This window comes from Brevundimonas sp. EU05-FHT14B07, from assembly GCF_058790795.1.
Genome location: NZ_JBYTCZ010000004.1, coordinates 183,709 through 210,300, shown reverse-complemented (window position 1 = coordinate 210,300; position 26,592 = coordinate 183,709). Strand labels below are relative to the sequence as shown.

Annotated in this window: 20 protein-coding genes; 4 read left to right on the top strand and 16 right to left on the bottom strand. The window is 67.4% G+C overall.

What is annotated here, in order from left to right:
- Positions 1–26: 26 nt before the first annotated feature.
- The 7 genes from AC3WRC_RS11465 to AC3WRC_RS11435 form a co-directional block, all read right to left on the bottom strand.
- Positions 27–638: a glutathione S-transferase family protein gene (locus tag AC3WRC_RS11465; RefSeq protein WP_492303945.1), complete on the bottom strand. Its 612-nt coding sequence runs from the start codon at positions 636–638 to the stop codon at positions 27–29.
- A 56-nt stretch (positions 639–694) separates the two neighbouring features.
- Positions 695–2,221 (bottom strand): 2-oxoglutarate dehydrogenase complex dihydrolipoyllysine-residue succinyltransferase, encoded by a 1,527-nt coding sequence (odhB, locus tag AC3WRC_RS11460; protein ID WP_492303944.1) that lies wholly within the window; start codon positions 2,219–2,221, stop codon positions 695–697.
- 41 nt (positions 2,222–2,262) lie between these two features.
- Entirely contained in the window at positions 2,263–5,274 is a 3,012-nt protein-coding gene (locus AC3WRC_RS11455) for a 2-oxoglutarate dehydrogenase E1 component (protein ID WP_492303943.1), read from the bottom strand.
- Positions 5,275–5,537: 263 nt separating this feature from the next.
- Complete coding sequence (sucD, locus tag AC3WRC_RS11450) at positions 5,538–6,440, bottom strand: succinate--CoA ligase subunit alpha (protein WP_017506566.1); 903 nt, start codon at positions 6,438–6,440, stop codon at positions 5,538–5,540.
- A 57-nt stretch (positions 6,441–6,497) separates the two neighbouring features.
- On the bottom strand, positions 6,498–7,688 hold the full coding sequence (sucC, locus tag AC3WRC_RS11445; RefSeq protein ID WP_055808784.1) for an ADP-forming succinate--CoA ligase subunit beta: 1,191 nt from the start codon (positions 7,686–7,688) through the stop codon (positions 6,498–6,500).
- An 85-nt stretch (positions 7,689–7,773) separates the two neighbouring features.
- The gene (locus AC3WRC_RS11440; protein WP_492303942.1) at positions 7,774–9,300 is read right to left on the bottom strand and encodes a spinster family MFS transporter; all 1,527 of its coding nucleotides are present in this window, start codon (positions 9,298–9,300) and stop codon (positions 7,774–7,776) included.
- Positions 9,301–9,442: 142 nt separating this feature from the next.
- Positions 9,443–11,671, bottom strand: coding sequence for a TonB-dependent receptor (locus AC3WRC_RS11435; protein ID WP_492303941.1), 2,229 nt, complete (start codon positions 11,669–11,671; stop codon positions 9,443–9,445).
- A 177-nt stretch (positions 11,672–11,848) separates the two neighbouring features.
- Here AC3WRC_RS11435 and AC3WRC_RS11430 point away from each other — a divergent pair, with 177 nt between their 5' ends.
- Positions 11,849–12,604 carry a TetR/AcrR family transcriptional regulator gene (locus AC3WRC_RS11430; protein ID WP_492303940.1) on the top strand — a complete coding sequence of 252 codons (756 nt, stop codon included), beginning with the start codon at positions 11,849–11,851 and terminating at the stop codon, positions 12,602–12,604.
- On the opposite strand, the gene AC3WRC_RS11425 is transcribed toward AC3WRC_RS11430, so the two are convergent.
- Positions 12,605–13,135 (bottom strand): DUF2306 domain-containing protein, encoded by a 531-nt coding sequence (locus tag AC3WRC_RS11425; protein ID WP_492303939.1) that lies wholly within the window; start codon positions 13,133–13,135, stop codon positions 12,605–12,607.
- Between the two features lie 141 nt (positions 13,136–13,276).
- On the opposite strand from AC3WRC_RS11425, the gene AC3WRC_RS11420 reads away from it, so the two are divergent.
- A complete protein-coding gene (locus tag AC3WRC_RS11420; protein WP_284878204.1) occupies positions 13,277–14,056 on the top strand; it encodes a LytTR family DNA-binding domain-containing protein in 780 nt (259 codons plus the stop codon).
- Positions 14,057–14,127: 71 nt separating this feature from the next.
- Here AC3WRC_RS11420 and AC3WRC_RS11415 read toward each other — a convergent pair whose 3' ends face one another.
- On the bottom strand, positions 14,128–14,589 hold the full coding sequence (locus AC3WRC_RS11415; RefSeq protein WP_284878205.1) for a COG3650 family protein: 462 nt from the start codon (positions 14,587–14,589) through the stop codon (positions 14,128–14,130).
- A 79-nt stretch (positions 14,590–14,668) separates the two neighbouring features.
- Here AC3WRC_RS11415 and AC3WRC_RS11410 point away from each other — a divergent pair, with 79 nt between their 5' ends.
- Positions 14,669–15,787: a DNA cytosine methyltransferase gene (locus AC3WRC_RS11410; RefSeq protein WP_492303938.1), complete on the top strand. Its 1,119-nt coding sequence runs from the start codon at positions 14,669–14,671 to the stop codon at positions 15,785–15,787.
- Positions 15,788–15,858: 71 nt separating this feature from the next.
- Here the strand turns inward: AC3WRC_RS11410 and AC3WRC_RS11405 are convergent, their stop codons facing one another.
- The 3 genes from AC3WRC_RS11405 to AC3WRC_RS11395 form a co-directional block, all read right to left on the bottom strand.
- Positions 15,859–16,218 (bottom strand): DUF1318 domain-containing protein, encoded by a 360-nt coding sequence (locus AC3WRC_RS11405; RefSeq protein WP_055754619.1) that lies wholly within the window; start codon positions 16,216–16,218, stop codon positions 15,859–15,861.
- A 33-nt stretch (positions 16,219–16,251) separates the two neighbouring features.
- Positions 16,252–16,440, bottom strand: a complete 189-nt coding sequence (locus tag AC3WRC_RS11400) for a YnbE family lipoprotein (RefSeq protein ID WP_055754620.1) — start codon at positions 16,438–16,440, stop codon at positions 16,252–16,254.
- A 77-nt stretch (positions 16,441–16,517) separates the two neighbouring features.
- A complete protein-coding gene (locus tag AC3WRC_RS11395) occupies positions 16,518–19,730 on the bottom strand; it encodes an intermembrane phospholipid transport protein YdbH family protein (protein ID WP_492303937.1) in 3,213 nt (1,070 codons plus the stop codon).
- 317 nt (positions 19,731–20,047) lie between these two features.
- Here AC3WRC_RS11395 and AC3WRC_RS11390 point away from each other — a divergent pair, with 317 nt between their 5' ends.
- Entirely contained in the window at positions 20,048–21,403 is a 1,356-nt protein-coding gene (locus AC3WRC_RS11390) for a M23 family metallopeptidase (protein WP_492303936.1), read from the top strand.
- A gap of 3 nt (positions 21,404–21,406) precedes the next feature.
- Here AC3WRC_RS11390 and AC3WRC_RS11385 read toward each other — a convergent pair whose 3' ends face one another.
- The 4 genes from AC3WRC_RS11385 to AC3WRC_RS11370 all read right to left on the bottom strand — a co-directional run.
- Positions 21,407–23,083 (bottom strand): TadG family pilus assembly protein, encoded by a 1,677-nt coding sequence (locus tag AC3WRC_RS11385; protein ID WP_492303935.1) that lies wholly within the window; start codon positions 23,081–23,083, stop codon positions 21,407–21,409.
- Positions 23,083–23,508, bottom strand: a complete 426-nt coding sequence (locus AC3WRC_RS11380; protein ID WP_492303934.1) for a TadE/TadG family type IV pilus assembly protein — start codon at positions 23,506–23,508, stop codon at positions 23,083–23,085. The genes AC3WRC_RS11385 and AC3WRC_RS11380 overlap by 1 nt, the downstream gene beginning before the upstream one ends.
- A 102-nt stretch (positions 23,509–23,610) precedes the next feature.
- Positions 23,611–25,935 (bottom strand): putative bifunctional diguanylate cyclase/phosphodiesterase, encoded by a 2,325-nt coding sequence (locus AC3WRC_RS11375; protein WP_492303933.1) that lies wholly within the window; start codon positions 25,933–25,935, stop codon positions 23,611–23,613.
- A gap of 59 nt (positions 25,936–25,994) precedes the next feature.
- On the bottom strand, positions 25,995–26,592 hold a 598-nt coding region (locus AC3WRC_RS11370; protein WP_492303932.1), incomplete at its 5' end, for a hypothetical protein.

The following is a 26,592-nucleotide window of genomic DNA, read 5'->3' as shown; positions in this document are numbered from 1 at the left end:
CAACCGTTGGTCTGCGAGCGCGCGCGCTAAGCTTTGGCGGCCAAGGCGCGCTGGACCGCCGGACGCGCCTTCATGCGCTCGAAATGCGCCTGGACGCGAGGAAACTCGGCGATGTCCACGCCGTCGCTTTCCAGCCAGCCGGCGAAGGTGAACAGATAGGGGTCCGCGACCGTATAGGCGTCGCCCATCGCCCATTCGCCAGTCAGGTCCGCCTCGATCAACGCAAAGCCGTCGCGCATGTTCTGCGTGACCTTGGCCGCCATCGACGCCTGAGCGGCGGCATCGTCGCTCCAGCGCGCGGCGCGGCGACCGTGGGCGTGGGCGACGTGGACGGTGGTGGCCAGATAGAGGTTGAACGCCTGCATCCGCGCAAAGGCGAAGGGATCGGTCGGCGCCAGAAAGCCGGGCGGCGACAGGGCGGCGATGTGCGCCAGAATGGCGGGGCTCTCGGTCAGGACGCCCTGATCGGTCGCGAGCGCAGGAACGCGGCCCTTGGGATTGATCGCCAGATAAGCCGGCTCGCGTTGTTCGGCCCTGGCGAAGTCGATCAGACGAACCTCATAGGCCAGCCCCGACTCTTCCAGCGCGATATGGCTGGCCCGGCTGCAGGATCCGGTCGCGGCGTAGAGGGTCAGCATGGTCGCGCCTCGCAGCAAAGAAAAAGGCGGCGAGATCATCGCCGCCTTTCAGGAAATCAGAGGTCCAGCAGGGCCCGCGCCGGATCTTCCAGCAGTTCCTTGACCCGGACCAGGAAGGTCACGGCTTCCTTGCCGTCCACGATGCGGTGGTCGTAGCTGAGGGCCAGATACATCATCGGGCGGATCTTGACCTCGCCGTTGATGGCCATCGGGCGCTGGACGATATTGTGCATGCCCAGGATGCCCGACTGCGGCGCGTTCAGGATCGGCGTCGACATCAGCGAGCCATAGGTGCCGCCGTTGGTGATGGTGAAGGTGCCGCCCTGCATCTGATCCATGGTCAGCGAGCCGTCACGTGCGGCCTTGCCCAGGGCGCCGATGCCCTTTTCGATGCCGGCGAGCGACAGCGTGTCGGCGTCGCGCAGGACCGGAACCACCAGACCCTTGTCGGTGCCGACGGCGACGCCGATGTCGTAGTGGTTCTTGTAGATGATGTCGGTGCCGTCGATCTCGGCGTTGACGGCCGGGATCTCATGCAGGGCCGCGACGACGGCCTTGGTGAAGAAGGACATGAAGCCCAGCTTCACGCCGTGACGCTTTTCGAACACGTCCTTGTACTGGGCGCGCAGGGCCATGACATTGGTCATGTCCACCTCATTGAAGGTGGTCAGCTGGGCGGCCGTGTTCTGCGATTCCTTCAGGCGACGGGCGATGGTCTGACGCAGGCGCGTCATCTTCACCCGCTCTTCGCGCGGCTGGTCGGCGCGCGGGGCGGCCGGCGCTGCGGCGGCGGCAGGGGCCGGAGCCGAGGCCTGGCCGATGGCGGCGATGGCGTCGGCCTTGGTGATGTTGCCCTTCGGTCCCGTGGCGTTGATGGCCTTGGGATCCAGATTGTTTTCGCCGACCACGCGCTGGACGGCGGGTGACAGGGTTTCGTTCTTGGCGGCCGAGACCTGGGCCGAGCCGGTGTTGGCCGGGGCGGCGGCGGGCGCCGGTGCGGCGGCGGCCGGCGCGCTGGCAGCGCCTGAACCCGAGATGGAGCCGATCTTCTGGCCCGGCGTGACGGTCGCGCCTTCGTCGGCGGCGATGGTCAGAACGCCGTCAGCCGGGGCGGAGACTTCGACGGCGACCTTGTCGGTCTCGATCTCGACCAGCAGTTCGTCCTTCTTGACCGTGTCGCCGTTCTTCTTGACCCACTTGCCCATCGAGCCCTCGGCGACGCTCTCGCCCATGACCGGCACGGTGATGTCGATCGCGGCGGCGGCGGCCGGAGCAGCGGCGGCCGGCGCGGCCTTGGCGGCCTTGGCAGGGGCAGCGGCGGGCGCAGCGGCCGGAGCGGGGGCGGACGCGCCTTCCGTCACCGAACCCAGGACCGTGCCGGGAACGACATTGTCGCCCTCGGCCGCCTTGATGTCGCCCAGCACGCCATCGGCGGGCGAGACGACTTCCAGCGAGACCTTGTCGGTCTCCAGCTCGACCAGCAGCTCGTCCTTCTTGACCGGGTCGCCGACTTTCTTGGTCCACTTTGCGATGGTGGCTTCGGTGACGGATTCACCGAGGGCGGGGGTCAGGATGTCGGCCATGTCAGGTCCAGCTCGTCTCTAGTCGGTCTTTTATACGTGTATCAGGCGAAGGCTTCGGTCGTGAAGGCTTCGAGTTCCTTCAGGTGCCGGCTCATCAGACCGGCGGCGGTCGAGGCCGAGCCGGGACGGCCGACGTAGCGGGCGCGCTTGGCCTTCACGTCCAGCTTGTCCAGCGTCAGCTCCAGCCACGGATCCACGAAGGTCCAGCCGCCCATGTTCTTCGGCTCTTCCTGGCACCAGACCAGTTCGGCGTTGGGGAAGCGCGCCAGTTCCTTGCGCAGCGACTGGATCGGCCACGGATAGAACTGCTCCAGACGCAGGATATAGACGTCGTCCACGGCCTGGCCGTCCTTGGCCTTCTTCTCGCGCGCGTCCAGCAGGTCGTAATAGACCTTGCCCGAGCACAGGATGACACGGCGGATGTCCTTGTCCGCCTTGATCGTGATGCCGGCGATCTCGGGCCGCGTCTGGGCGTCGTCGTGCAGGACGCGGTGGAAGGCCGAGCCCTCCGCCAGGTCCGCCATGGACGAGACCGCCTTCTTGTGACGCAGCAGCGACTTGGGCGTCATCAGGATCAGCGGCTTGCGGAACGGCCGGTGCATCTGGCGACGCAGGATGTGGAAGTAGTTGGCCGGGGTGGTGCAGTTGGCGACCTGCATATTGTCTTCGGCGCACTGTTGCAGGAAGCGCTCCAGACGGGCCGAGGAGTGTTCCGGTCCCTGGCCTTCATAGCCGTGCGGCAGCAGCATGGTCAGGCCGCTCATGCGCAGCCACTTGCGTTCGCCCGAAGAGATGAACTGGTCGATCACCACCTGGGCGCCGTTCACGAAGTCGCCGAACTGGGCTTCCCACATGACCAGCGTATTGGGGTCGGCCAGCGAATAGCCGTACTCGAAGCCCAGCACCGCTTCTTCGGACAGGGCCGAGTCGATGACTTCGAAATTGGCCTGGCCTTCGCGCAGGTTGTTCAGCGGGATGTAGCGCTCTTCGGTCGTCTGATCGATGATGCCCGAGTGACGCTGCGAGAAGGTGCCGCGCACCGAATCCTGACCCGACAGACGGATCGGAAAACCTTCATCGACCAGCGAGGCGAAAGCCAGGCTCTCGGCCGTGGCCCAGTCCAGGCCCTGGCCCGAGGTGATGGCTTCGCGGCGACCGTCGATGACGCGCTTCAGCGTCTTGTGCATGTCGACGCTGTTGGGGATCGTGGTCAGGCGGTGGCCCAGGTCGGTCAGCTTGGCCAGCGGCACGGCGGTGTCGCCGCGCAGCTCGTCCTTGGGCGACTGGAAGCCCTGCCACTGGCCATCCAGCCAGTCGGCCTTCTCGGCGGACCAGGTCTTGCCGGCCTCGAACTGCTCGTCGAGGAATTTCTCGAACCGCTCGACCTCGGCGTCCACCTCGGCCTGGCTGATCACGCCTTCGGCCACCAGACGCTGCGAATAGAGTTCGCGGGTCGAGGGCTGGGCGCGGATCTTCGAATACATCAGCGGCTGGGTGAAGGTGGGATCGTCGCCTTCGTTGTGTCCGAAGCGGCGGTAGCAGAACATGTCCACCACCACGTCCTTGTGGAACTTCTGGCGGTATTCGGTGGCCACCTTGGACGCGAAGACGACCGCTTCGGGATCGTCGCCGTTGACGTGGAAGATCGGCGCCTGGACCATCAGGGCGACGTCCGACGGATAGGGCGACGAACGCGAGTTGCGCGGGCTGGTGGTGAAGCCGATCTGGTTGTTGATGACGAAGTGCAGCGTGCCGCCGGTGCGGTAGCCCTTCAGTCCCATCAGCGCAAAGCACTCCGCGACCACGCCCTGGCCGGCGAAGGCGGCGTCGCCGTGGATCAGCAGCGGCACGACCTTGGAACGATCCAGCGCCCACTGCCCCTCGGGCACGCCCTCGTTGGCTTCGCGAATGTCGAACGCCTGTTTGGCGCGCGCCTTGCCCAGCACGACCGGGTTGACGATCTCGAGGTGCGACGGGTTGGCGGTCAGCGACAGGTGGACGTGGTTGCCGTCGAACTCGCGGTTCGACGAGGCGCCCATGTGATATTTGACGTCGCCCGAACCCTCGATGTCGCTCGGCACGGCCGAGCCGCCCTGGAACTCGTGGAAGATGACCTTGTAGGGTTTGCCCATCACGGCGGCGAGCACGTTCAGGCGGCCGCGGTGGGCCATGCCCAGCACGACCTCGTCGACGCCCAGCGAACCGCCGCGCTTGATGACCTGCTCCAGCGCCGGGACCATGGCCTCGCCGCCGTCCAGACCAAAGCGCTTGGTGCCGGGGAAGCGCTTGTGCAGGAAGCGTTCGAAGCCTTCGGCCTCGACCAGCTTGGACAGGATGGCCAGCTTGCCTTCCTTGGAGAAGGCGTTCTGCTCGAACTTGTCGGCGCCCTCGAACCGCTGCTGCAGCCAGGATTTCTCTTCCGGCTCGGCGATGTGCATGAACTGGATGCCGACCGTGCCGCAGTAGGTGCGCTTCAGGATCTCCAGCACTTCGCGGATCGTGCCGGTTTGAAGACCAAGCACGCCGTCCAGGAAGATCGGGCGGTCCAGATCGGCGCCGGTGAAGCCGTAGAACTCGGGCGTCAACTCGGGGTTCTCCACCGGCTGTTCGATACCCAGCGGGTCCAGCTTGGCCTGCAGGTGACCGCGCACGCGATAGCTGCGGATCAGCATCAGGGCGCGGATGGAATCGTGAGCGGCGGCGCGGATCGCATCGGCCGAGACGTCGGCCGATGCGGCCGTGGGCGCAGCAGCCGGCGCAGCGCCGGGCTTTTTGGGATCAGGCTTCGGGGCCGGCCAACGGCCGTCGAAGACGCCGGTCTCCTCCGTCGGCTCGGTCGCGACGCCACGGCCCCAGCTGCCTGCGCCGGCCGAGGCGGTCACCAGCGCGGCATTGTCGCGCAGCTGGTCGAAGAAGGTCTTCCATTCGGCGGAAACGGAGCCGGGGTCTTTCGCCCACTTCTCCTGAAGCTCCTCGACGTAGGCCGCATTGGACCCGTAGAGGAATGAGGTCTCGGCAAAGACCTGGTTCAGCCGACCGGCATCGTCCGCCATCGTTTCGCAATCCCTGGGCCCCGACAGACACATCTCCGTGAGGGGCGCGCCCGTCATATAGGCGTCGTTTCCTGACGGGTCATGACCGAAACGGGGCAATTTGGTAGGAAATTGGTCGCAGGTCCAAGAAAAAACGCCCCCGGCCTGAGCCGAGGGCGTCCATCGATGCGTCACACGGCATTTTTGATGCCGAAAAGGCGCTCAAGCAGCGAGCCGCCGCGCGACGAGCGATAGCGCCCGCGCGCAGCGCGCACTGGAAAGTCTCAGCCCTTCAGCACTTCGACCAGGGTCTTGCCGAGGCGAGCGGGCGATTCCGACATGCGGATGCCGGCGGCTTCCATCGCCGCGATCTTGGATTCCGCATCGCCCTTGCCGCCCGAGACGACGGCGCCGGCGTGGCCCATGGTGCGGCCCTTCGGCGCCGTGCGGCCCGCGATGAAGCCGGCCATCGGCTTCTTGCGGCCCTTCTTGGCTTCGTCGATAAGGAACTGGGCGGCGTCTTCTTCCGCGCCGCCGCCGATTTCGCCGATCATGATGATCGAGGTGGTTTCCTCGTCTGCCAGGAACAGCTCCAGCACGTCGATGAACTCGGTGCCCTTGACCGGGTCGCCGCCGATGCCGACGGCCGTGGTCTGGCCCAGGCCTTCGTTGGTGGTCTGGAACACGGCTTCATAGGTCAGGGTGCCCGAACGCGACACGATGCCGACCGAGCCCTTCTTGAAGATGTTGCCCGGCATGATGCCGATCTTGCACTCGTCCGGCGTCAGGATGCCGGGGCAGTTCGGGCCCAGCAGGCGCGACTTGGAGCCTTCCAGGCGACGCTTGACCTTGACCATGTCCATCACCGGGATGCCCTCGGTGATGCAGGTGATGAAGGGGATTTCGGCGTCGATGGCTTCGATGATGGCGGCGGCCGCGCCCGACGGCGGAACGTAGATAACCGAGGCGTCGGCGCCCGTAGCGTCACGGGCTTCGGCGACCGAGGCGTAGATCGGCAGGCTCTCACCGTGCGATCCGGTCCAGTTCGTGCCGCCCTTGGAGGGATGCACGCCGGCGACCATCTGGGTGCCGTGATAGGCCAGGGCCTGTTCGGTGTGGAAGCCGCCGGTCTTGCCGGTCAGGCCCTGGACGATGATCTTGGTGTTCTTGTCGACGAGAATGGACATGGGTCTGTGCTCTGAATTCGATGTGTCAGCGGGGCGGTGGCGAGTAAGGCCGAAGCCTTAGCCGACCGCCGCGACGATCTTCTGGGCGGCGTCGTCGAGGTCGTCGGCGGCCTGGATGGTCAGACCCGACTCGTTCAGGATTTTCTTGCCCAGTTCGGCGTTGGTGCCTTCCAGACGCACGACCAGCGGCACCTTCAGGCCCACTTCCTTCACGGCCGCGACCACGCCCTCGGCGATGACGTCGCACTTCATGATGCCGCCGAAGATGTTGACCAGGATGCCCTGGACGTTCGGGTCGGCGGTGATGATCTTGAAGGCCGCAGCGACCTTCTCCTTGCCGGCCCCGCCGCCGACGTCGCAGAAGTTGGCCGGCTCCTTGCCGTACAGCTTGATGATGTCCATCGTCGCCATGGCCAGACCGGCGCCGTTGACCATGCAGCCGATGTTGCCGTCCAGCGAGACGTAGGCGAGATCCCACTTGGACGCTTCGATTTCCTTGGCGTCTTCTTCGGTTTCGTCGCGCAGTTCCTTGATGTCGTCGTGGCGGAACAGGGCGTTGCCGTCGAAGCTGACCTTGGCGTCCAGAACGCGCAGATGGCCGTCCTTCATCACGATCAGGGGGTTCACCTCCAGCATGTCCATGTCCTTCTCGACGAAGGCCTTGTACAGGGCGGGGAACAGCGACTTGGCGTCTTCGGCCGCGGCGCCCGTCAGGCCGTAGGCGGCGACGATGGCGGCGACGTCGGCGTCGGTCACGCCCGCGCTCGGGTCGATGACGATGTTCTGGATCTTCTCGGGCGTGTCGTGGGCGACGGTTTCGATGTCCATGCCGCCTTCGGTCGAGACGACGAAGGCGATGCGGCCATAGGCGCGATCGACCAGCAGCGAGCAGTACAATTCACGCTCGATGTCGGCGCCGTCCTCGATGTAGAGGCGGTTGACCTGTTTGCCGGCGTCGCCCGTCTGGGCGGTGACCAGGGTGTTGCCCAGCATTTCCTTGGCGTGAGCGACGGCTTCCTCGACCGAGAAGGCCAGGCGAACGCCGCCCTTGGCGTCGGCCGGCAGTTCCTTGAACTTGCCCTTGCCGCGGCCGCCGGCGTGGATCTGCGACTTCACGACATAGAGCGGACCGGGCAGCGACTTGGCGGCCGCCTCGACCTGATCGACCGACGTCACCGCGACGCCTTCGGCGACCGGGGCGCCAAAGCCTTTGAGGACCTGCTTGGCCTGATATTCGTGAATGTTCATGGGGGACCGTCGCAACCGCTGCTGGGAGAGTTGCGGGGCTTATAGGCCCCACCCCTTCGCAGGTGCAACCGTCCACAGGCCCCCTTTAGTCGACCCAGTCCCTCTTGAGGGTGCGCGACGCCCCGATCAGCAGGATCGCGGCGAGCACATAGAAGCCCATGCCGGTGTATATGGCCCAGCGCAGGCTTTCCTCGCCGAAGCGCGGTGCCAGCAGGTCGCTCATCCAGCCGAAATAGTAGAAGCCGACCGCGATCCCGAGCAGATTGTTCAACAGCAGGAACAGGGCCGAGGCTGTCGAGCGCATGGCCGCCGGCACCAGATGCTGGACCGCCGCCGTGATCGGACCCAGCCAGGCCAGGTTCAATCCCGTCGGCAGCAGGAAGATCAAGAAGGCCAGGGTCAGCTGCTGAACGTGGCTGCCGCCGCCGGGCAGAACCAGGCCGATCAGCCAGGGCGAGTTCATCGCCAGGATGAAACATGGCGCCGAGATCAGGAAGGCGATGGCGGGCGTCAGCGGATAGGCGCCCTTGCCCTTCTTGGACAGCTTGTCGGCGATCATGCCGCCCAGCCAGATGCCCAGGATGCCGCCGATCAGGGCGATACCGGAGTAGTAGATGCTGGTCTGTTTCAGGGTCAGGTCAAAACTGCGCATGAAGAACAGGGGCAGCCAGCCGGCCACGCCATAGCCGCACACCGACGATGAGGCGGCGCCTAGGCCCAGCAGCCAGAAGCTGGGCTTGCGGATGACCACCGAGGCGGTGCGGCGCGCGATCATCAGCGACACGCCGATCACCACCGCCAGCAGGCCGCCGAAAGCGAGCACCAGCGGATTGCCGAGCGACATACCCATCAGCCAGCTCAAGGCGCCGAGGACCAGCAGGCCGGCGCCGAGGCCCAGCATGATCTGGGCGGCGATCTTGCCGGCTCGATCCGTGCCGACGGGGGCGGCGGCCAGGGCCGCGACCTGGGCTTCGGTCTTGATGGCGTCGGTTCCGCCGCGCCTGGGATCCCGCACCGTCAGACGCAGCAGGGGCGCGACCAGCACGCCCAGTAGGCCGACCACGATGAAGGCCGTGCGCCAGCCGTAGGTCGCCGCCAGCAGGCCGCCGACCAGGGTGCCCGCCGCCATGCCCAGCGGAATGCCGAAGGCGAAGGCCGCCATGGCCCGCGCGCGCTGATGCGGCGGGAAATAGTCGGCGATCAGCGAATAGGCCGGAGCCACGCCGCCCGCCTCGCCGATGCCCACGCCCATCCGGCACAGGAACAGCTGGCCGAACGACCCGGCCATGCCGCACAGGGCGGTGAAGCCCGACCAGACGGCCAAGGCGCCGGTCATGATCCAGACCCGGCTGAATCGATCCGCCAGCCAGGCCAGGGGAATGGCCAGTGTCGAATAGACCGAGGCGAAGGCGATGCCGCCCAACAGGCCGAACTGGCTGTCGGACATGCCGAACTCTTCCTTCAGCGGCGCGGCCAGGATGCCGATGATCTGGCGATCCAGGAAGTTCAGCATGTAGATCAGGATCAGGACCGCCAGCACATAGTAACGGTAGCCGGGCCGCTCAGGCTGCTCGGGCCGCGCCTCCTTGACCGTCAGCGTCTCCGTCGTCATCGGCGTTTCCCCTCGGCGTCTTGTTGTTCGTTGCGGCGAGCCTAGCCGCAAGTCCGCCCCGTGCAAAATAGGCCCGACAAAGCGAAAAGGGGCGGCGGCCCGGAGACCGCCGCCCCTCGTCGTCAGGCGTTATGGATGTGGATCAGAAGCGATAGGTCAGGCGCGCCGAATAGGTAGTCGGCGGGCCGTAGAAGGCGCTGATCGAGTTGTTGTAGGTCGCGCCCGGGAAGCTGTAGCCGCCGACCTTGTAGCGGACATCGGTCAGGTTGCGACCGAACAGGCCGACCTCCCAACGCTTGCTAGGGGCCGTCCAGACCACGCTGGCGTCAGCAAGGACGTAGCCCTTCTGATCCAGGATCGGGTCCGGCGTATCGAACAGATGGTAGTCCGAACGGTAGGACAGCGACGGGGTGACGCGGATTTCGCCGCCCAGGATGTCGCCGCGCCAGGTCATGCCGTAGTAGGCCGACCATTCCGGCGAGTTCTGGGGCTCGCGCAGGTTCGAGATATCGACCGGCGTGCCGGTGATGCGGGTGATGAACTCGTCGAACTCGTTCTTCAGATAGCCGACCGAGAAGTTGGCGGTGATGTCGCTGGTCAGATAGGCCGACCCTTCCAGCTCGAAGCCGTAGATGGTCGAGGCGCCGGCGTTGTCGACGACCGAGGCGATGCCGACGGCGGGCGGCGTGGCCACCTGCTGGGTCGTGATCTGCTGGTCCTTGTAGTCCGAATAGAAGATCGCCGAGGCGAAGTTCATGCGGCGATCGAAGGCCGATCCCTTCAGTCCGACTTCATAGGTGGTGACCGTCTCGGGCTGATAGCCGTCGACCGTCTGAGGCACCAGGGCCGCGTCGCCGCGCATGTCCCAGCCGCCCGACTTGAAGCCTTGGCTGACCGAGGCGTAGCCGGTCATCTCGTCGCTGAAATCATACGAGATGCTGGCGCGCGGCGTGAACTTCTCGAAGGTGTCAGATGCCGTATAGTTGGTGCGGGTCGCAAAGACGGCGCGCGGCGTGCCGCCGGTCAGCGGGCTGCGCGTGGCGCCGAGATAGAACTGGCGCAGGACGGCGGCGTCCTTGTCGTCGCGGGTGTAACGGCCGCCCAGCGACAGGTGCAGGCGGTCAGTCAGATCGTAGCTGAAGTCGCCGAAGACCGAGAAGGACTTGGTGTCCACCGACCCGGCTGCCGCGATCGACAGACCCAGATTGCCGGCGATGGTGTCGAACACGCCCGACGACGTGCCGTCCAGATAATAGACGCCCGCCACACCGGACCAGCGCTCGCCGGTGAAGAGGGCCTGGAACTCCTGGCTGAACTGGTGGTCGGCGTAGATGGCCGGCACGTCCAGGGTCGGATTCGGCGTCTGGTCGAAGTCGATAATGGTGGCGGTGTCGCCCGAGCGATAGGCCGAGATCGACTTCAGGGTCAGCATGTCGTTGACCCGGTATTCGCCGGTCAGAGCCACGCCCTCGGTCACGACCTTCTGTTCGCCGGTGATGCCGGCGTAGGTGTCGTATTTGCCGGCCGGCGCGCGCCACAGGCCGTCGGTCGAGGTGACCTCGCGGTGACCGTGGCGAGGGCTAGAGTTGTCCTCGACCCGGTCCCACGCCAGGCGGAAGAACAGGTTGTCGTTCGGCGTCCATTCCGCGCTGGCGCGATAGGCGGTGACGTCCTTGTCGTACTGGTCCTGACCGGTGTTCAGGTTCTTGCCGTAGCCGTCGTGGTTATAGGTGGCGACCGCACCGCCGATGGCGAAGGTCTGGCCGACCGGGACCGAACCCGAAAGCAGGAAGTTGTGCTCGTTATAGGCGCCGACCTCAGCGCGTGCGGTCAGGCTGGGATCCTGGCCCAGACGTTTGGTGACGTATTTGATCGCGCCCCCGATGGTGTTGCGGCCGTACAGCGTGCCTTGCGGTCCGCGCAGCACCTCGATGCGCGAGATGTCGAAGATGTCCAGCACGGCCCCCTGCGGACGCGCGACATAGACGTCGTCGACATAGAGGCCGACGCCGGGCTCGAAGCCCCACAGCGGATCCTGCTGGCCGACGCCGCGGATGAAGCTGATCAGGGTGGAGTTGGAGCCGCGCGCGATCTGGACCGTGGCGTTCGGCGTCTGCTGCTGCAGGGCGGTGATGTTGACGGCGCCCGTCTGTTCAAGCCGTTCGGCGCTGAGGGCCGACACGGCGATCGGCACGTCCTTCAGCTGCTCGTCGCGCCGGCGGGCGGTGACGACGATGTCGTCGACGGTCGCCGCACTCTGGTCGGCGTTCGCCGCCTGGGCCGCGGCTTCCGCGTCCTGGGCGACCGAAGCCCCCGCAAGCACGCCCCACGCCGCGCCGGCCAGCAGCGCGCACTTCACATGACGGTTCATGATCCTAGACCCCTTTGTCGTTTCCAGCCCGATGGACGCTTTTATTCAGCGTTCAATGATTTTCACGGAACCTACCCGGTTTCGGCAATCTGTCAAACACTGGACTGACGCAGCGTCACTTGGATCGCCGACCGTGGCGCCGTTGCACCGTTGCGGTCGTGCGCCTAGCCTTGCCGGATGAGCAAGCCGGACGCCGCCGCCCCCCTTTCCCGCCCCGTCGCCGCCGCGCGCCGCAAGGCGGCCGGCGCTGCGCCGGCGCGGCGCGGCCGCCCGCCCAAGACCGAGGCCAAGGCGGCGGGCGAGACGCGCGATCTGATCCTGGATGCGGCCGAGGATCTGTTCTCCAAACACGGCTTCTACGGCGTCACCATCCGCGAGGTGGCGCGCGAGGCCGGCGTCGATACGGCCCTGGTCCACTACTATTTCGGGGCCAAGCGCGAGCTGTTCGACGCGGTCTTCCTGCGCCGGGCCGAGGTCTGGAACGACGATCGCGTCGCCGCCATCGACCGCTATGCCGAGACGGCGGGCGACGACATGACTCTGGAAGGCTTGCTGGAAGCCTTCCTGCGGCCGCCGTTCGAATGGTCGCTGAAAGGCGGACCGGGCTGGAAACATTATTCCGCCCTGGTGGCCCAAACCAACGCCAACCCCAGCTTCGGCGGCGAGACGATGGCGCGCTATTTCGACCCGGCCATCCACCGGCTGATCGAACTGATCGCCAAGGTGCTGCCCGACGCCAGCGAGGTCGATCTGTACTGGGGCTATCACAATCTGTCGGGCGCCCTGACCCTGACGCTGGGCGAGACGGGGCGTCTGGACCGGCTGTCTAACGGGCGGGCGCGGTCTGGCGATCTGGAGACAGCCGGCGACTATATGGTCCGGTTCGCGGCGGCCGGGTTCCGGGCCGTGGTCGGAATGTCGTCCAGGGCCTGATCAGTTCGGGCCGAAGAAGACGGCCCACATCAGCCGACCGGGCAGGAAGGTGAAGGCGCCGGCCACGATCAGTCCGCCGACGAACATCCCCATCATGGCGCGCCGATGCGCCGCCACCCGGTGACGCCGGGCGGCGTACACCGCCATCGGCAGGGCGACCACGGTCCAACCGCTGAGCAGATGGATCAGGGACAGGCCGCCGGGTCCGTTCGGATTGAGCTGATGGATGAAGAAGGAGCTGACCGCCGTGGTCGCCATGGCCATCACCCACATCCAACCCAGAGTCCGGTGCAGCCGGTTTCCCTTGACCCCGACCAGCAGGACGACTCCGATCGCCAGCGCCGTCACGGCCGCCGCCACATGGACCTGGATCGTCGTCGGCGAGGCGAACAGCAGCGACCATCGCGGGGCGTGAAAGGCATAGCCGACGCTCAACATCCGTCCCCCGTCGACCAAAAGATAGGCGACGAGCGGCACGATCAGCAGCGTCAGAGCCAAGGCAGACGATGCGAGGCGAGACAGACGAGGCATGGGGATATCTCCGTTTCCACCGCCTTGCCGCGGCGCTTCGATCATTGCATCCCGGCTTTCGCCAACGGCCGTCCAGACTGCGCCAACGCCCACCCGACTTTCCCGAGGTTGGAAATCATGGTCTCAAGGCGGGACCTCCAGATGCCGAAAGCCGCCATGACGTCCCAAGCCGCCGACCGCCGCCGCACCTTTTTGCGTGGGCTTATCGTCGCCGTTCTGGCGGGCGTCTTTCTGGCGGTGACCGGCGCTTTCGGCAGCGCGGGAGCGTCCTTGCCCGTGCGCTTGGCCTATTGGGTGGTGATCATGGTGCTGGGCGGGCTTTGGGGGCATCTGTGCAGCGTCTTGGTCAGCCGATTTCTGGATTCGGACGAGCGGCCTTGGCTGACGATTGCGGCCATGGTCCTGATCATCACCGGGCCGCTGTGCGTGCTGGTCTGGGCGGCGACGGGATTGTTCTTCGCCCAGAGGCTCTATCCGCTGGCGGTGCTGCCGCAGCTGATCGTGCCTGTGTTGGTCATTACGGCGGCGGTGACGACGTTGAACGTCTTTCTGGGGCGGGCCGTGCCGGTCCAGACCCATGCGGCGGCCCCCGAGACGCCGGCCCGGCCCGTGCGGTTTCTGGACCGCCTGCCGATGAAGCTGAAAGGCGCGACGATCCGGGCCGTGCAGGCCGAGGACCATTATCTGCGCATCCATACCGACCGGGGATCGGATCTGATCCTGATGCGGCTGTCGGATGCGGTCGAGGAGCTGGAGGGGCTGGAGGGCGCCCAGACGCACCGCAGTTGGTGGGTGGCGCGCGAGGCGGTGCGCGGGGTCGAGCGCGGCGACGGGCGCGCGACCCTGACGCTGGACGGCGGTCTGTCGGCGCCGGTCAGCCGCCGCTACGCCCGGATGCTGCGCGACGCCGAATGGTGGTGACGCTCTCTTTGAGCGCATGATTCACGCTTCGGACGGGGCCGCGTTGCGCCCCGATCCGAAACGATCACGCGCTAGGGCGCGGGCTGGGTGGTCAGCATCGACGCAGGCGCGGCGCAGCCGGTCAGCTCGTCGTCGCCGATCTCGACCTTGGCCGTAAGCGGATAGGTGCGGTCGCTCATGCCGTCCGAACATTCGGTGGCGATCAGCACGACGTTCAGCGCCTTGTTCAGATTGGTCGAGCTGGCGAAGGTCGCGACCGTGCCCTGGACCGTCGCGCCATGGTTCGGCGCGCGCTGGGTCGGCTGATCGACGCGGGTGTAGATCAGGGCGTCCGGCGTGATCTCCACGCCCCAGAAAGGTTCGGTCCCCAGCGCCCGCACCGGCTGGCCCAGATCGACCCCGCCCAGGGTGACGGCGGCCTGGGGCTGCGGCGCCGGCTTGGGCTTGGAATCCTCGCGGTCGTAACAGGCGCTGAGCGAGACGCCGGCGAGGGCGATGGCGAGCGGGGCGGCGGCGAGCGGAATGAGGCGCATGACGGCTCCTTTTGGTTCGGGCGCAGGTGAGGTCCCCGCCGCCCTCGGTCAAGGGGCGCGGCTGGGTTATGCTGGTCCCATGTCGATTCGCCCCACCGCATTCGAGTTCTTCGCCGGGGGCGGCCTGGCGGGTTTGGGACTGTCCGCCGCCGGCATCGACACCGTCTTCGCCAACGACATGGACGGGGCCAAGGCGCGCGCCTTCACGGCCAATCATCCACATACCCCGTTTCGTCAGTGCGATGTCTGGACCCTGACCGTCGACGATCTGCTGGGACGGCCCGACATGGCCTGGGCCTCGTCGCCCTGTCAGGACGTCAGCCTGGCGGGCGCGCGCGGCGGGCTGGAGGCCGGGCGGTCGGGCGCCTTCTGGGGCTTTTGGCGGCTGATGCAGGTGCTGGCGGCCGAGGGACGCGGCCCGCGCGTGATCGTGTTGGAGAATGTGATCGGCCTGCTGACATCAGGTCATGGGCGGGATTTCGCGGCCGTCTGCACGGCGATGGTCGAGGCGGGCTATACGGTCGGCGCGCTGGAGATGGACGCCGCCCACTGGCTGCCCCAGTCGCGCCCGCGTTTGTTCGTTGTGGCCATTCAGGGCGAGGCCCCGCGCGCGGCCGGTCCGACCCAGCCCTTCCATTCAGCGCGTCTGGTCGCCGCCCATGCGCGCCTGCCCGAGGCGGTGAAGGCGGCCTGGGCTTGGTGGTCGCTGCCTTCGCCGTCGCAGCGCAATCCGGACCTGGCGGCCATTCTGGAGCCGGACGACGCCGTCAACTGGCTGGACGATGCGGACGCCATCCTGGCCCTGGCCGCGCCGCTGCACCGCGCCCGGATCGCGTCGGCCCTGGCCTCTGGACAGCGTTGCGTCGGCGCCGCCTATCGCCGGGTGCGGACCGAGAACGGCCGCAAGGTCCAGCGCCTGGAAATCCGGTTCGATGGCCTGGCCGGATGCTTGAGGACGCCGGCCGGCGGCTCGTCGCGTCAATATGTGGTGGTGTGCAATCGGGGCTTGGCGCGGGTTCGGCGGCTGACCGGGCGCGAGGCCGCGCGGCTGATGGGCGTGTCTGACGACTATCGCCTGCCGTCGAGCGAAAGCGCGGCGCTGAAGCTGATGGGCGACGCGGTCGCCGTGCCGGTGGTCAGGGCGCTGGCCGAAGGGCTGCTGCTGCCGGCGCTGATGGATCGACGCGCCGCCGCCTGACGCCGCCGACTGGTCGCCAAGATACACACACCCCCCGGGGATATCGCCCGAGGGGTGGAAACTTGCGGTCCTTAGCGCTGGACCCACTGGCCCTGGGCGTTGCGGTACCATTGGCCCGAGGAGATGCGGGGCAGCAGCTGGGCCTCGAACATCCGGGCCCCGGCGACATCCGCCGAAGTGCCCGCGTCGGCGGCGCTGCGGGCGTAGGCGGCGCGGCGGCCGGAGTTGGTGGCGTCGACGGCTGCGCGCAGGCTGGCGTCCGAGGTCGGGGTGCGGAAGCCCAGGTAACCGTCGGCCTGCTCACCCACGGTGCCAGCGGCCTTGGCCTGGTCGATCTGCGCCTTCTGGGCGCTGGTCTGGGCGATGGCGGCGCCCGCGACGCCCAGAGCCGCAACGGCGGCGCCGATCACGAAGAGTTTGCGGAAGGTCATGTCAGCCTGTCCCTTTCAGAGAGAAGCGGGAAATCAGAAGAGGTTGGGGTTCTGCTGCAACAGCTGCTGCAGCTCCTGGTCCAGCCGAACGCGCACGTCGGCGTCCAGCTTGGCGTAGATCTGGATCGGCGCGACCTCAAGACGGATGGTCGGGGCGCAGGCCGCGAGGGCGACGACGACGGCTCCAAAACCGAGGCCGGCCAGTTGGCGCTTGTGGATCATGACGTGGGCTCCGGTTCGGCCGAGGGTGATGTCTCTAATAGCACGCCGTCCAATGAACGCGCGCTGAATGGTGAAGTTCAATCGGCAGGCGCCGGGACGGGCGCGGGCGTCGCATCCTGCTGACCCTGGCGAGCGCGATTGACGGCCAGCAGATCCGAGATCAGCTGGTTGGCGTTCAGGGTCGTGTCCAGCGTCAGATCGATCTGGGTGTTCGACGGCAACGGCAGTTTGCGGTTCAGGAACTGGCGGCTGATCAGTTCGCCGATCGTCAGCCGAAGCTCCTGGCGCTTGGGCGGATCGTGGCGGCCGCGGATGTGGAACAGGACCGCCAGACGCCCGCCGTCCAGGCTGTTCACATCGGCGCTGAGCTGGTCGAAGGACAGGTTCTCCATCGCCTGATAGGCCAGGTCCTCGACGACGTTTTCCGACACCTCGCCGCCCCCGCCGCTGGCGGCGACATCGGTCAGGACGTCCCGCTTGATCGACAGGCGGCCCGGCTGGACCGCCTCCAGCTTGCCGGCGGTGATCTTGAGCCCGCGCTTGGGGTCCATGATGAAGGGCAGGCGGCCCGAGACAACGGCGTCCAGCTGAACCTTGTCGTCAAAGCCGGTGTCGGCGACAATATCGCCCAGCTGCACCCGATCCAGCACGATCACGCCGCTGTAGGGCTGGGTCGCGTCCAGCGGGACGCTGAAGGGCTCGACCGAGACGGTCCCGCCGCCGGCGACGACCTGGGCGCCGTCGATCAGCACCCCGGCCTCGTTGATCGAGAAGGTCACGTCCAGCGCCGTGACGGCCGTGCCGACGGCGAGGCTGTCGGCCGTCAGCTTCTGGTTCGGGGCGGTGATCAGGGGCGTCAGGCTGCTGAAGACGATGTCGCCGCGCAGCCCCTTCACGGCCCCGACCGGACTGACGAAATCCAAGCCCGGCGTCACCAGATGGCCGCTGGAGGTCGGTTCGGCGTCCTTGGTCCAGTCGAAACGCCCGTCGAAGCTGACGACGCCTTCGACCGGCGACTGCAAGAAGTCGGCGGCGAGTGGGCTCAGCATCGCCGGCTGAAGCCCATGCTCGGCGAAGGTCACGTTCGGGGCGGTGATGACGATGCCGCCCGATCCGGTGCGGCCATCGTGCGCCAAGGTCAGGCGGCCGAGACCATAGGCGGCCGCCGCGCCCGTGCCCTTGAGATCGAAGGCGCCGCTCCAGCGTTCGTTGGCTAGTGTCGCAGATCCTGTGGCGGAAAGCGGTTCGAACCGTTCCGGCGTCAGGGCGTCGACGACGCGGGCGGCGGCCACATTGGCGGTCAAGCCGATGCCCGCCTTGGTCCCATCGACGGTGACACGGCCCGAGGCGTCGGCGAACCGCATGCCGAGGAATGGCGCCTGGGCCGAGACTTGGGCGAAACCGCCCGCGACGCGCCAGACGCCGTCCTTCGACGTCAACAGCGGACCGCCCTGGGGACACAGTTTGCCGGCGACCTGATGGACGTCGTTCTCGTCCAGCTCCAGCCGCGCGACGGTCAGGTCGACGCAGTCCGATGTCGCATAGGTCAGCCGGCCGGCGTTCATAGCCAGGACGCCGCGCGTCCGGGCGTCGATGCCGCGCGCCAGATCGAAATCCAGTCGGGCGCGACCGTCCAGCGTCGCTTCGAACCCGCCTTCGGTCAGGTGCCAGTTCGGGATCGCGACAGACATTTCCGGCAGGCCCTTGCCGCGCGTTGCGGTCAGGGTCAGCGCCCCGCCGCCCAGCCGCCCCGGCTCGGCCTGATAGGCGCCGCCCTGACCCTGAGCCACCGTCAGGACGCCGCCGTTGGCGGGCGTCAGGGTGACAGGACGCGACAGGGATACGGTCGTGCCGGCCGCGCCCGTGGCGAAGCGGATGGCGGGCGCGTTCAGGGCGAAACGTCCCAGCGCGCGCTTCATCTCGGCCAGCTCGGCGATGTCATCGGGGCCGACCGCGCCGAACAGGGGCCAGGCCCCGTGCGCGGCGCGAAGCGATCCGTTCGTCGCGATCTGAACCCCGCCGTCGCTGACCACGTCCAGGTCCAGGTCGGCGCGGCCGCGCTTCAGCGCCAGGTCGCCGAAACCGAAACGGTCGAAGGTCGCGCTCAATGGGCCTGTCGCCTCGAAGGCCGCATCCTTGCCGCCCAAGGCCAGGTCGCGCGACGTCAACGACAATCCGCCGATCGTCGTCTGACCCGTCCGTCCCGAACCGGCGGTCAGGGCCAGCGGCCCCCGCATGCGCCAGCGCACGGCGTCGTCGCGCGACACCGTCAGCTTGCCCCGCGTCGCCGTAGCGGCGACATCGGCGATGCGCAGGTCCGCGCCCTCGACGGCCGCCGCCTTCAGCGCGGTAGTGACTTCGCCGTCCAGCCGGAAGGTTTCGATCCAGCCGGAGACGACGCCGTCGAACCGGGCGGCGACATCGGCGCTGCGGGCGCTGAGCGTCGGGGTTCCCAGGCGCTCGCCGGTCAGGCGGGCGTCCAGAACCGCCCGGCCGTCGCCGCGCCGCGTCTTCAGATCTGGATAGGGCAGATCGCCGGTCAGCGTCAGCGCAGCCCCCTGCCCTCGGGCCGCTGGTGTCGCGAAGCTATCGGCGGCGGCCGACAGTTTGATCGCCATCCGGTCGCCGGTCGTGGTCAGGTCCAGCATGCCGGACAGGCCCTGGGCCTCCGCTTCGCCGCTCTTCAGCGCGGCTTTCGGTAGGCGCGCCGCCAAGCGCATCAGCTTGCCATCGTCGATCCGGGCGTCGGCCAGAATATCGAGGGTTCCGTATTCGGTGGACAGCCGTCCGCGACCGCCCTCGACGATGACCAGGGGGCTGCGCGAATCCGGGCGCGGCGGCCCGCCGGTGAACTCCTTGACCAGCGGGTCCAACGAGCCCAGCGACAGTTTTCCGCCCTTCCAGCTGGCCCGCACCACCGGCCGGACCAGGCGGATGCGGCTGGGGGTCACGCCCAGGCCCGACCGCGACCACGGCAGGGCGACGGCGTAATCGACCTCGGCCCGCTCGACGACGACATCGGGATTTTTGGGATCGCCGATGCGGATGCGGCCGACGAAGCCGTCGATCTCGATCCGCTCGACCTCGACATCGGCCTGGATGCCGCGCTGGTCCAGCCAGCCGACGAGGACGTTGCGCGCCACCGCGCGGCGATTGAGATAGATCAGGGCCGCCACCACGCCGATCAGCAGCGCCAGAATCAGAACGCCGACTGCGACGGCGCGCAGGATGCGACGGGTCTTGGCCTGCGGCTTTGGCTTTGGCTTTGGCTTGGACGGTGTGTCGGTCAAACGGATTGATCGCGTGATTGAAACAGCGGGCCGTCCACCTTGGTCATCCTTATCCCCAGCACAAGATCAAAGCGTGACGGTCGGTGTTCGGCGCCGCTTCCTGCCGGTCAAGCTGGGCCAGATAACGGCGAATCGACCGGTCGGGATCCCCGCACCGTCGAGCTTTGTCTGACGCACGTTAACCGTTTGTAACGGTCTGCTTTCCAAAATGAGACAAGCGCGGTATAGGACCGCCTTCGCGCCACGGGCGATACGGCGCGATCTTCGAGAACGAGTAAAGCTTTGGCGCCTAAGGCGTCGCAATACGACGGGGACCGATGGCTCAGTTCGACCCACGCCGCCAGCCGATGCGGCTCGCGCCGCACATGCTTACGGCGGCAGCTGCAATCTCGGTGGCGATGATCGCTGGTCGAGCCTATCAACCCGCTCAGGCCGAAGAAGTTCCCGCCCTGACCTCGGCCCAGATGGCGGCCATGGAAGCCAGGGCCTTCGCCGCCGCCAACGCGCCCGCCGGCCTGACCGCGCCCGAGGCCGTCAACGTCCAGATCCGCCGTGGCGAAACCTTCGAGCAGGCCGTACGCCGTACCGGCGTCGCGCCGGAAGAAGCCAGCGCCGTCGCCGCCACCGTCGCCAACGCCTTCGACCTGGCCGATCTGCGCGCCGGACTGAAGTTCGAAACCGCCATCGCCAAACCGCGCAACGGCCGGGGCGACGCCCGCCTGATCGGCCTGACCATGCGCACTGGCCCGGCGTCGCAGCTGACCGTATCGCGCAGCTTCGACGGCGCCTTGCGCCTGCGTTCGCTGGAAGAAAAAGTCACCCACGAGACCGTCGTCCTGAAGGGCGATGTCGAGCGCAGCCTGTCGGCCAGCGCGCGTGAACTGGGCGCCACCGCCTCCATCGTCCGCTCGGCCAGCCGCCTGTTCGCCACCAAGTTCGACATGCAGCGCGACATTCGCGCCACCGACGAGTTCACCATGGTCTTCGACCGTGAAGTGACCGAAGCCGGCCGCACGGTGGATGTGGGCGACCTGATGTACGCCGAACTGCGCGGCGTGACCTTCTATCGCTTCAAGCCCGCCGGCGCGAAGGAGGCTCAGTTCTTCGACTCGAACGGCAAGAACCTGCGCTCGGCCATGATGCGCACGCCGCTGCAGAGCTTCCGCCGCGTGTCGTCCAACTTCGGTTTCCGCACCCACCCGATCTCGGGCTACAAGAAGATGCACCAAGGCATCGACTTCGCCGCCGGAACCGGCACGCCGGTCGTGGCCCCCGCGGACGGCGTGGTGGTCGAGGCGCGCCGCTGGGGCGGTTACGGCAACTGGCTGCGCATCCGCCACAACAACGGACTGGAAAGCGGCTACGGCCACCTGTCGCGCTACGGCTCGGGCATCCGCGCCGGCCAGCGGGTCAGCCAGGGTCAGATCGTCGCCTACGTCGGCTCAACCGGCGCCTCGACCGGTCCGCACCTTCACTATGAGCTGTGGCGCGGCGGCCAGCGGATCAATCCCGCCGGCGTGCGCACCCAGGAAGGGACCGAACTGGCCGGCGCCGACCTGACCGCCTTCCGCGCCGAAAAGGCCCGCATCGACCGCATCATCGCTTCGGGCGGTCAAAAGCGCCCGGCCATGCAGCAGGCCTCGGCCGAAGGCCTGCGTCCCGCCCGCGGCTAAGGTTCAGCCGACCAGACGCGGGGTTGCGCGCCCCGGCGTCGGGCAGGACAGGCCGTGGACCGTCACATCGGCCTCGCCCAGCTTCAGGCCCAACAGGTCCAGTACCGGATTCAGCGCGCCGTCCAGCACCGGCCCCAGCGGCTCCAGCAGCCGCCCCAGGGCCTTGGTCAGGTCGCCGAGCCCCAGGCCTAGGCCGATCACGTTCACATCCACGTCCAGGCGCGCCAGCAGGCTGGCCACCGCACCACTGGCGAAGCCGCGCGACGCCATGGTCTTGGTGCGCTGATTGTCGATGTCGCCCGCGTCGAACCTTAGCGATCTGAAACCGGCGGCCGCCGCCTCGACATCCGCCTTGCCCGTGATGCTAACCAAACCCAGGACCGACAGCAGGGTCGCGCGCTGGGGCGTCAGCGGGGTTTTGAAGTCGCCCAGCTTCGCCTCATCCACCACACCGATCGATGCGCGCGCCAGGCCCGGCCGCACATCGACCTCGACCGCGCGCGTCGGATCGCAGGACAGCGACTTCAGTCGCGCCTCGGACGCCGCCAGTTCGATCAGGATCGGCAGTTCGACCCGCGCCAGACCCGACAGGGATTGCGCGGTCTTGGCCCGCACATAGAGCCGCGCCTGGGCCGTGTGGATGATCGGCTGGCCGTCAGCCGTCACCGTCAGCCACGGGGAGCGATTGGGCCGTTCGCCGATCGCCAGGCTGGTCTTCAGATCCGCCAGCCCCGCCGGCACGCCCAGGTTCAGCGCGATCTGTCGATCCCCGCCCCCGACCTCCAGCATGGCCATGACCAGATCCATGGCCGAGACCGACGCGTCCAGCCCCTCGCGGATCCCGTCGGGCGATTGCGCCTCCAGCCCGATCAGGTCGCTCAGCCTGACCTTCGTTCCGACCGAGGCCGAGGCCAGCTTGCCCAGCGCCCCGCCGTCCTGGCCGCCCGCCACCCGCTGCAGCACCCTCAGCGCGCGGCCGGCGTCGACCTGGGTCGCCAGAAGCCGGTCATAGTCGCCAACTTGGACGCCTAGATCGGTCGCCAGGGCGTCGGTGAACCCCAGCAGATTGACGTCCAGATCGATCAGACGACGATAGTCCACGACGCTGAGCGAGACCTTGGAGCCGGTCAGGCTGCCGACCACCTGATTGGCCACGCCGCCGTCCAGTCGCGCCAGACGCGACCCGATCGCGATCATGGCCTTGGGCGTCCCGCCGCCCGTCGTCGCCGTGGCCCGGCGGGTGACCCGCACCTGATCGCGGCCCAGCAACAACGGCATGAAGAACATCGGCGCGCGGCTGGTGACCTCGACCCGCGCGGCGTTCGGCTTGATCCCGCCCGTCATGAACCGGTCATTGCGCGCCTTGGCCGGATCGGGCGTATAGACGCCTAGCGCCGTCGCCACCGTGACCGAGACGTCGGGCGCCACATTGGCCTCGACCGTCGCCTGGGCCGCGCGCGAAACTGCGCCCTCGCCCTGCGCCAGGTTTCGCACCGCCGACAGCGCCGCGAGATCCGCCGCCCCCTGAACCCGGCGCGTGTGCAGGACCAGAACGCCCAGGTCGATCACCGCCGCCGTGAACAGACACAACAGACCGCTCGCGACCGCCGCGATCACCGCCACAGCCCCGCGCCGATCGGCGCCGAACCGGAGCCGCAGACAAGGCGCCCGGGCGCTCATCAATAGTCGCCCACATGGATGACCGCCGACCGCCGAATGACGGACGGCGGACGCGGCAGCATTCCGCCCAGCGCCATGATCAGACTATCGCTTGCGTCATAGACGACGACGACCCGCAGGCGGCCGGCGTCCTCCATCACCTCGATGGTCGTGTGATCGGGGTTCAGCGCCACGCCCCGCACCGCCTCGCTGACTTCGCGCCGCGCCAGACCATCGCGCTCGGCCGCGTCCAGCCCTCCGATCGCCGCCCTGGCTCCCTCCGACGCCAGGGCCTGAACCGACTGGGCCATCAGAAACCAGCCGCCATAAACGACGATGCCGATCAGCAGCAGGACCAGGATCGGCCCCACCAGCGCAAACTCCACCGCCGCCACGCCCTCGCGCCCGTGTCGCCTTGCAGCAGGAATGGGTCCAAACGTCCGCATGCCAACCTCACGATTACTATCATGGGTTGTATATCAGGCACAGTTAAGCGTTCGTGTGGCCGCTGAGCGAGCATATGCTCGTCGCGCCTACAGTAGCCAGCCCTAGCCGGCCATCACCCGTTTTTCGGCCCGATCTGATGTCGCGAAAAAGGCAAGCAAGTCGTCGAACGGCAGTGGTCGCGAAACCCAGTAGCCCTGGATGGTGTCACACCCCAGAGCCGACAAGGCGTCAAACACTTCTTCGGTTTCAACCCCCTCAGCCACGACGGTCATGGCCAAACCGTGGGCCAGATCGACGGTGGATTTGATGATCAGGCGATCACGCCCGCTGTCTAGGACATCAAGGATCAGGGAGCGGTCGATCTTCAACTCGTCGGCGTTCAGCATTTTTAGATAGCTCAGCGATGACAGACCTGCCCCGTAGTCGTCGATCGAGATTCGCACCCCTGCCGCCCGATAGGCCGCGATCGCCTGGGCCGCGATCTTCGGGTTTTCGATGACGGCAGTCTCAGTGATTTCGAAGATGAGATCGGCGTCGGAGCCCTCGATCAACTGGAGCGCACGCGCCCGGAAGGCCTCATCCACAAGAAGACGTCCCGAAACATTCAGAGCGATCGCCAGATGAACGCCTTGGGCCCTCAACGCGGCCTGATCTTCGATCGCTTTGACGATGCTCCATTCGGTCAGCGCCCTGATCTGTCCCGTCTGTTCGGCGATCGGAATGAACAGGTCCGGCCCGATCCGACCGCGAACGGGATGATGCCAGCGGCAGAGCGCCTCGACAGAAGCCGTTGAGCCATCCGAGGTCTTGCGCTTGGGCTGATAGTGCAGACTGACATCGCTCGTGCGCAGGGCGTCGCGAAGTTCCGACATCAGGGCGAGGTTGTTGTCAGGATCGACAAAGGTCGCCTCGTCATAAAGCACCGTACGGTCGTCCGAGAGATCGGCCTGGTTAAGCGCCGTCGTCGCACGTTCGATGAGGGCGTCGCCGCTCGCCGACTGCCTATCCTGCGAGGCGCTGCCGATGCGGACGAACAAATCCAGCGGCTGGCCGTCGACTGTAAAGGTCGTTTCCACGGCGCGAAGCGATCTGGCCAGGGCGTGTTGCTGATCGACGGACAGATCGGCCCGCGAGAAGGCGAGCACCGAGGACGCGATTTGCGCCACCAGGTCCACGTCGGCCAAATCGGCCAAGCGGTCCGCAAGCTGAACCATCAAGGTGTTGGCGACGTCATAACCGACGACCCCGCGCATTTCCGCATGGCGATCCACGCCGATCGCAAACACGGCGACGTTGGTTTCGGCTGTGGCGATCAGGTCGTCGATGCCCGCCAGCAGGGCTCGGCGATTGGGAAGCCCTGTTTCCGGCTGATGCATCGCCAGATGAAGCAGGCCGGCCTCTCGCGCCTGCACGATCGCCTTGGCTTGCCTCGTCAACTCCACGCGGGTCGCCCAGATCGCCATCAGTGTCTGCGTGAAAAGAAGCGCGGCGATGTCGATGCTGACCGGCAGCAAGGCCTGAAGCACGATCGGCGCGATGACGATCAAGGCCGTGATGGCGACATGGCGCACGACCAGCCGCCACAGGGCGCCGCCTCCGCTTCTGACAGGCTGTAACGCCGCGACGAGCCCGGCGCAGAGGATCAGAAGAGCCAGCGGGCTAAGGCTGACCAGGGCCCGTCCGTCAGCGATACTTTCGTAGGCGAGGGCGTGGATGATGACGCCGGGCAACAGCCCGACGGGCGTGGCGAACTCGTCGCCGAGTTCAAGGGCCGTCGCCCCCATCAGAATCTTCTTGCCGCGCACGAGCGAGGGGTCGAAGCGGCCGCTATAGACGTCCTCGAAACTGAGGTGGGGGATCGATTTCTGCTCGATGCCGAAATCGACGGTGAAAGCGCCCTGACGCACCGAGGCATCGGCCAGGAGGGCCGCGACCGATGGCGGCGCTTCTTCTGAGGCGCCGTAATCGTAATGGCGCACCCGTCCGTCGCCATCCACCGGCACATTGACCGACGCGAGCAAGGAGTCGTTCAGAAGCGGCGCGATCGGACGATTGCCCGATCTGCGTCTTTCGCCGGCGCCATATGACTCCATCTGCTCAAAGGTCGCCAACGCCACCTGGCCGGGGTGGCGCGATACCGCCGCCGCCAGCGCCTGATCGGACGCGGGGTTCGACGGCGCGCTGAAATCGACATCGACAGCGACCAGGGTCGCGCCCGCCAAAATCAGATTGTCGATCGCCTGGGCATACCGTCGCCGATCCCATGGCCAGGACTCTGCGGCGACCAGGCTTCGGGAATCGATCTCGACGATCGTCAGGCTCTGGGTGGCGGGCCTCTCCAGAACCGAGAACCGCGCAGAGGCGATGACATCGTCAAGGGGCCGGAAGGCGCCGGACAGCATGCCGACGCCTATGACCGCTAGCACTGACAGGCTCCATATTCCGGCACGCGCACGCATCGATTGGAGCGCTCGATAAAGATTCATCAATCTCTCGGCGGACGACCGCCAGGCCCCCCATTGCCCCCGTTGCCGCCACCGTTGCCGGAGCCGCCATTGCCGCCCCCGTTGCCGGGGTTGCCGGGGTTGCCGGGGTTGCTGGGGTTGCCGGGACCGCCGTTGCCGCCACCGTTGCCGGAGCCGCCATTGCCACCCCCGTTGCCGGGGTTGCCGGGGTTGCCGGGGTTGCCCGGACCGCCGTTGCCGCCACCGTTGCCGGAACCGCCATTGCCACCCCCGTTGCCGGGGTTGCCGGGGTTGCCGGGGTTGCCGGGGTTGCCCGGACCGCCGTTGCCGCCACCGTTCCCGGAGCCGCCATTGCCGCCACCGTTCCCGGAGCCGCCATTGCCGCCCCCGTTGCCGGGGTTGCCGGGGTTGCCCGGACCGCCGTTGCCGCCACCGTTGCCGGAGCCGCCATTGCCGCCCCCGTCGCCAGGGTTGCCGGGGTTGCCGGGGTTGCCCGGACCGCCGTTGCCGCCACCGTTGCCAGGGTTGCCGGGGTTGCCAGGACCGCCGTTGCCGCCACCGTTGCCGGAACCGCCATTGCCACCCCCGTTGCCGGGGTTGCCGGGGTTGCCGGGGTTG

Bases quoted from the DNA above. Each gene is read 5' to 3' on its own strand.
- odhB (WP_492303944.1), bottom strand. From the start codon at position 2,221: ATGGCCGACATCCTGACCCCCGCCCTCGGTGAATCCGTCACCGAAGCC.
- AC3WRC_RS11455 (WP_492303943.1), bottom strand. From the start codon at position 5,274: ATGGCGGACGATGCCGGTCGGCTGAACCAGGTCTTTGCCGAGACCTCA.
- AC3WRC_RS11390 (WP_492303936.1), top strand. From the start codon at position 20,048: ATGGCTCAGTTCGACCCACGCCGCCAGCCGATGCGGCTCGCGCCGCAC.
- sucD (WP_017506566.1), bottom strand. From the start codon at position 6,440: ATGTCCATTCTCGTCGACAAGAACACCAAGATCATCGTCCAGGGCCTG.
- AC3WRC_RS11385 (WP_492303935.1), bottom strand. From the start codon at position 23,083: ATGAGCGCCCGGGCGCCTTGTCTGCGGCTCCGGTTCGGCGCCGATCGG.
- sucC (WP_055808784.1), bottom strand. From the start codon at position 7,688: ATGAACATTCACGAATATCAGGCCAAGCAGGTCCTCAAAGGCTTTGGC.
- AC3WRC_RS11410 (WP_492303938.1), top strand. From the start codon at position 14,669: ATGTCGATTCGCCCCACCGCATTCGAGTTCTTCGCCGGGGGCGGCCTG.
- AC3WRC_RS11400 (WP_055754620.1), bottom strand. From the start codon at position 16,440: ATGATCCACAAGCGCCAACTGGCCGGCCTCGGTTTTGGAGCCGTCGTC.
- AC3WRC_RS11380 (WP_492303934.1), bottom strand. From the start codon at position 23,508: ATGCGGACGTTTGGACCCATTCCTGCTGCAAGGCGACACGGGCGCGAG.
- AC3WRC_RS11435 (WP_492303941.1), bottom strand. From the start codon at position 11,671: ATGAACCGTCATGTGAAGTGCGCGCTGCTGGCCGGCGCGGCGTGGGGC.
- AC3WRC_RS11430 (WP_492303940.1), top strand. From the start codon at position 11,849: ATGAGCAAGCCGGACGCCGCCGCCCCCCTTTCCCGCCCCGTCGCCGCC.
- AC3WRC_RS11420 (WP_284878204.1), top strand. From the start codon at position 13,277: ATGCCGAAAGCCGCCATGACGTCCCAAGCCGCCGACCGCCGCCGCACC.
- AC3WRC_RS11440 (WP_492303942.1), bottom strand. From the start codon at position 9,300: ATGACGACGGAGACGCTGACGGTCAAGGAGGCGCGGCCCGAGCAGCCT.
- AC3WRC_RS11425 (WP_492303939.1), bottom strand. From the start codon at position 13,135: ATGCCTCGTCTGTCTCGCCTCGCATCGTCTGCCTTGGCTCTGACGCTG.
- AC3WRC_RS11405 (WP_055754619.1), bottom strand. From the start codon at position 16,218: ATGACCTTCCGCAAACTCTTCGTGATCGGCGCCGCCGTTGCGGCTCTG.
- AC3WRC_RS11465 (WP_492303945.1), bottom strand. From the start codon at position 638: ATGCTGACCCTCTACGCCGCGACCGGATCCTGCAGCCGGGCCAGCCAT.
- AC3WRC_RS11415 (WP_284878205.1), bottom strand. From the start codon at position 14,589: ATGCGCCTCATTCCGCTCGCCGCCGCCCCGCTCGCCATCGCCCTCGCC.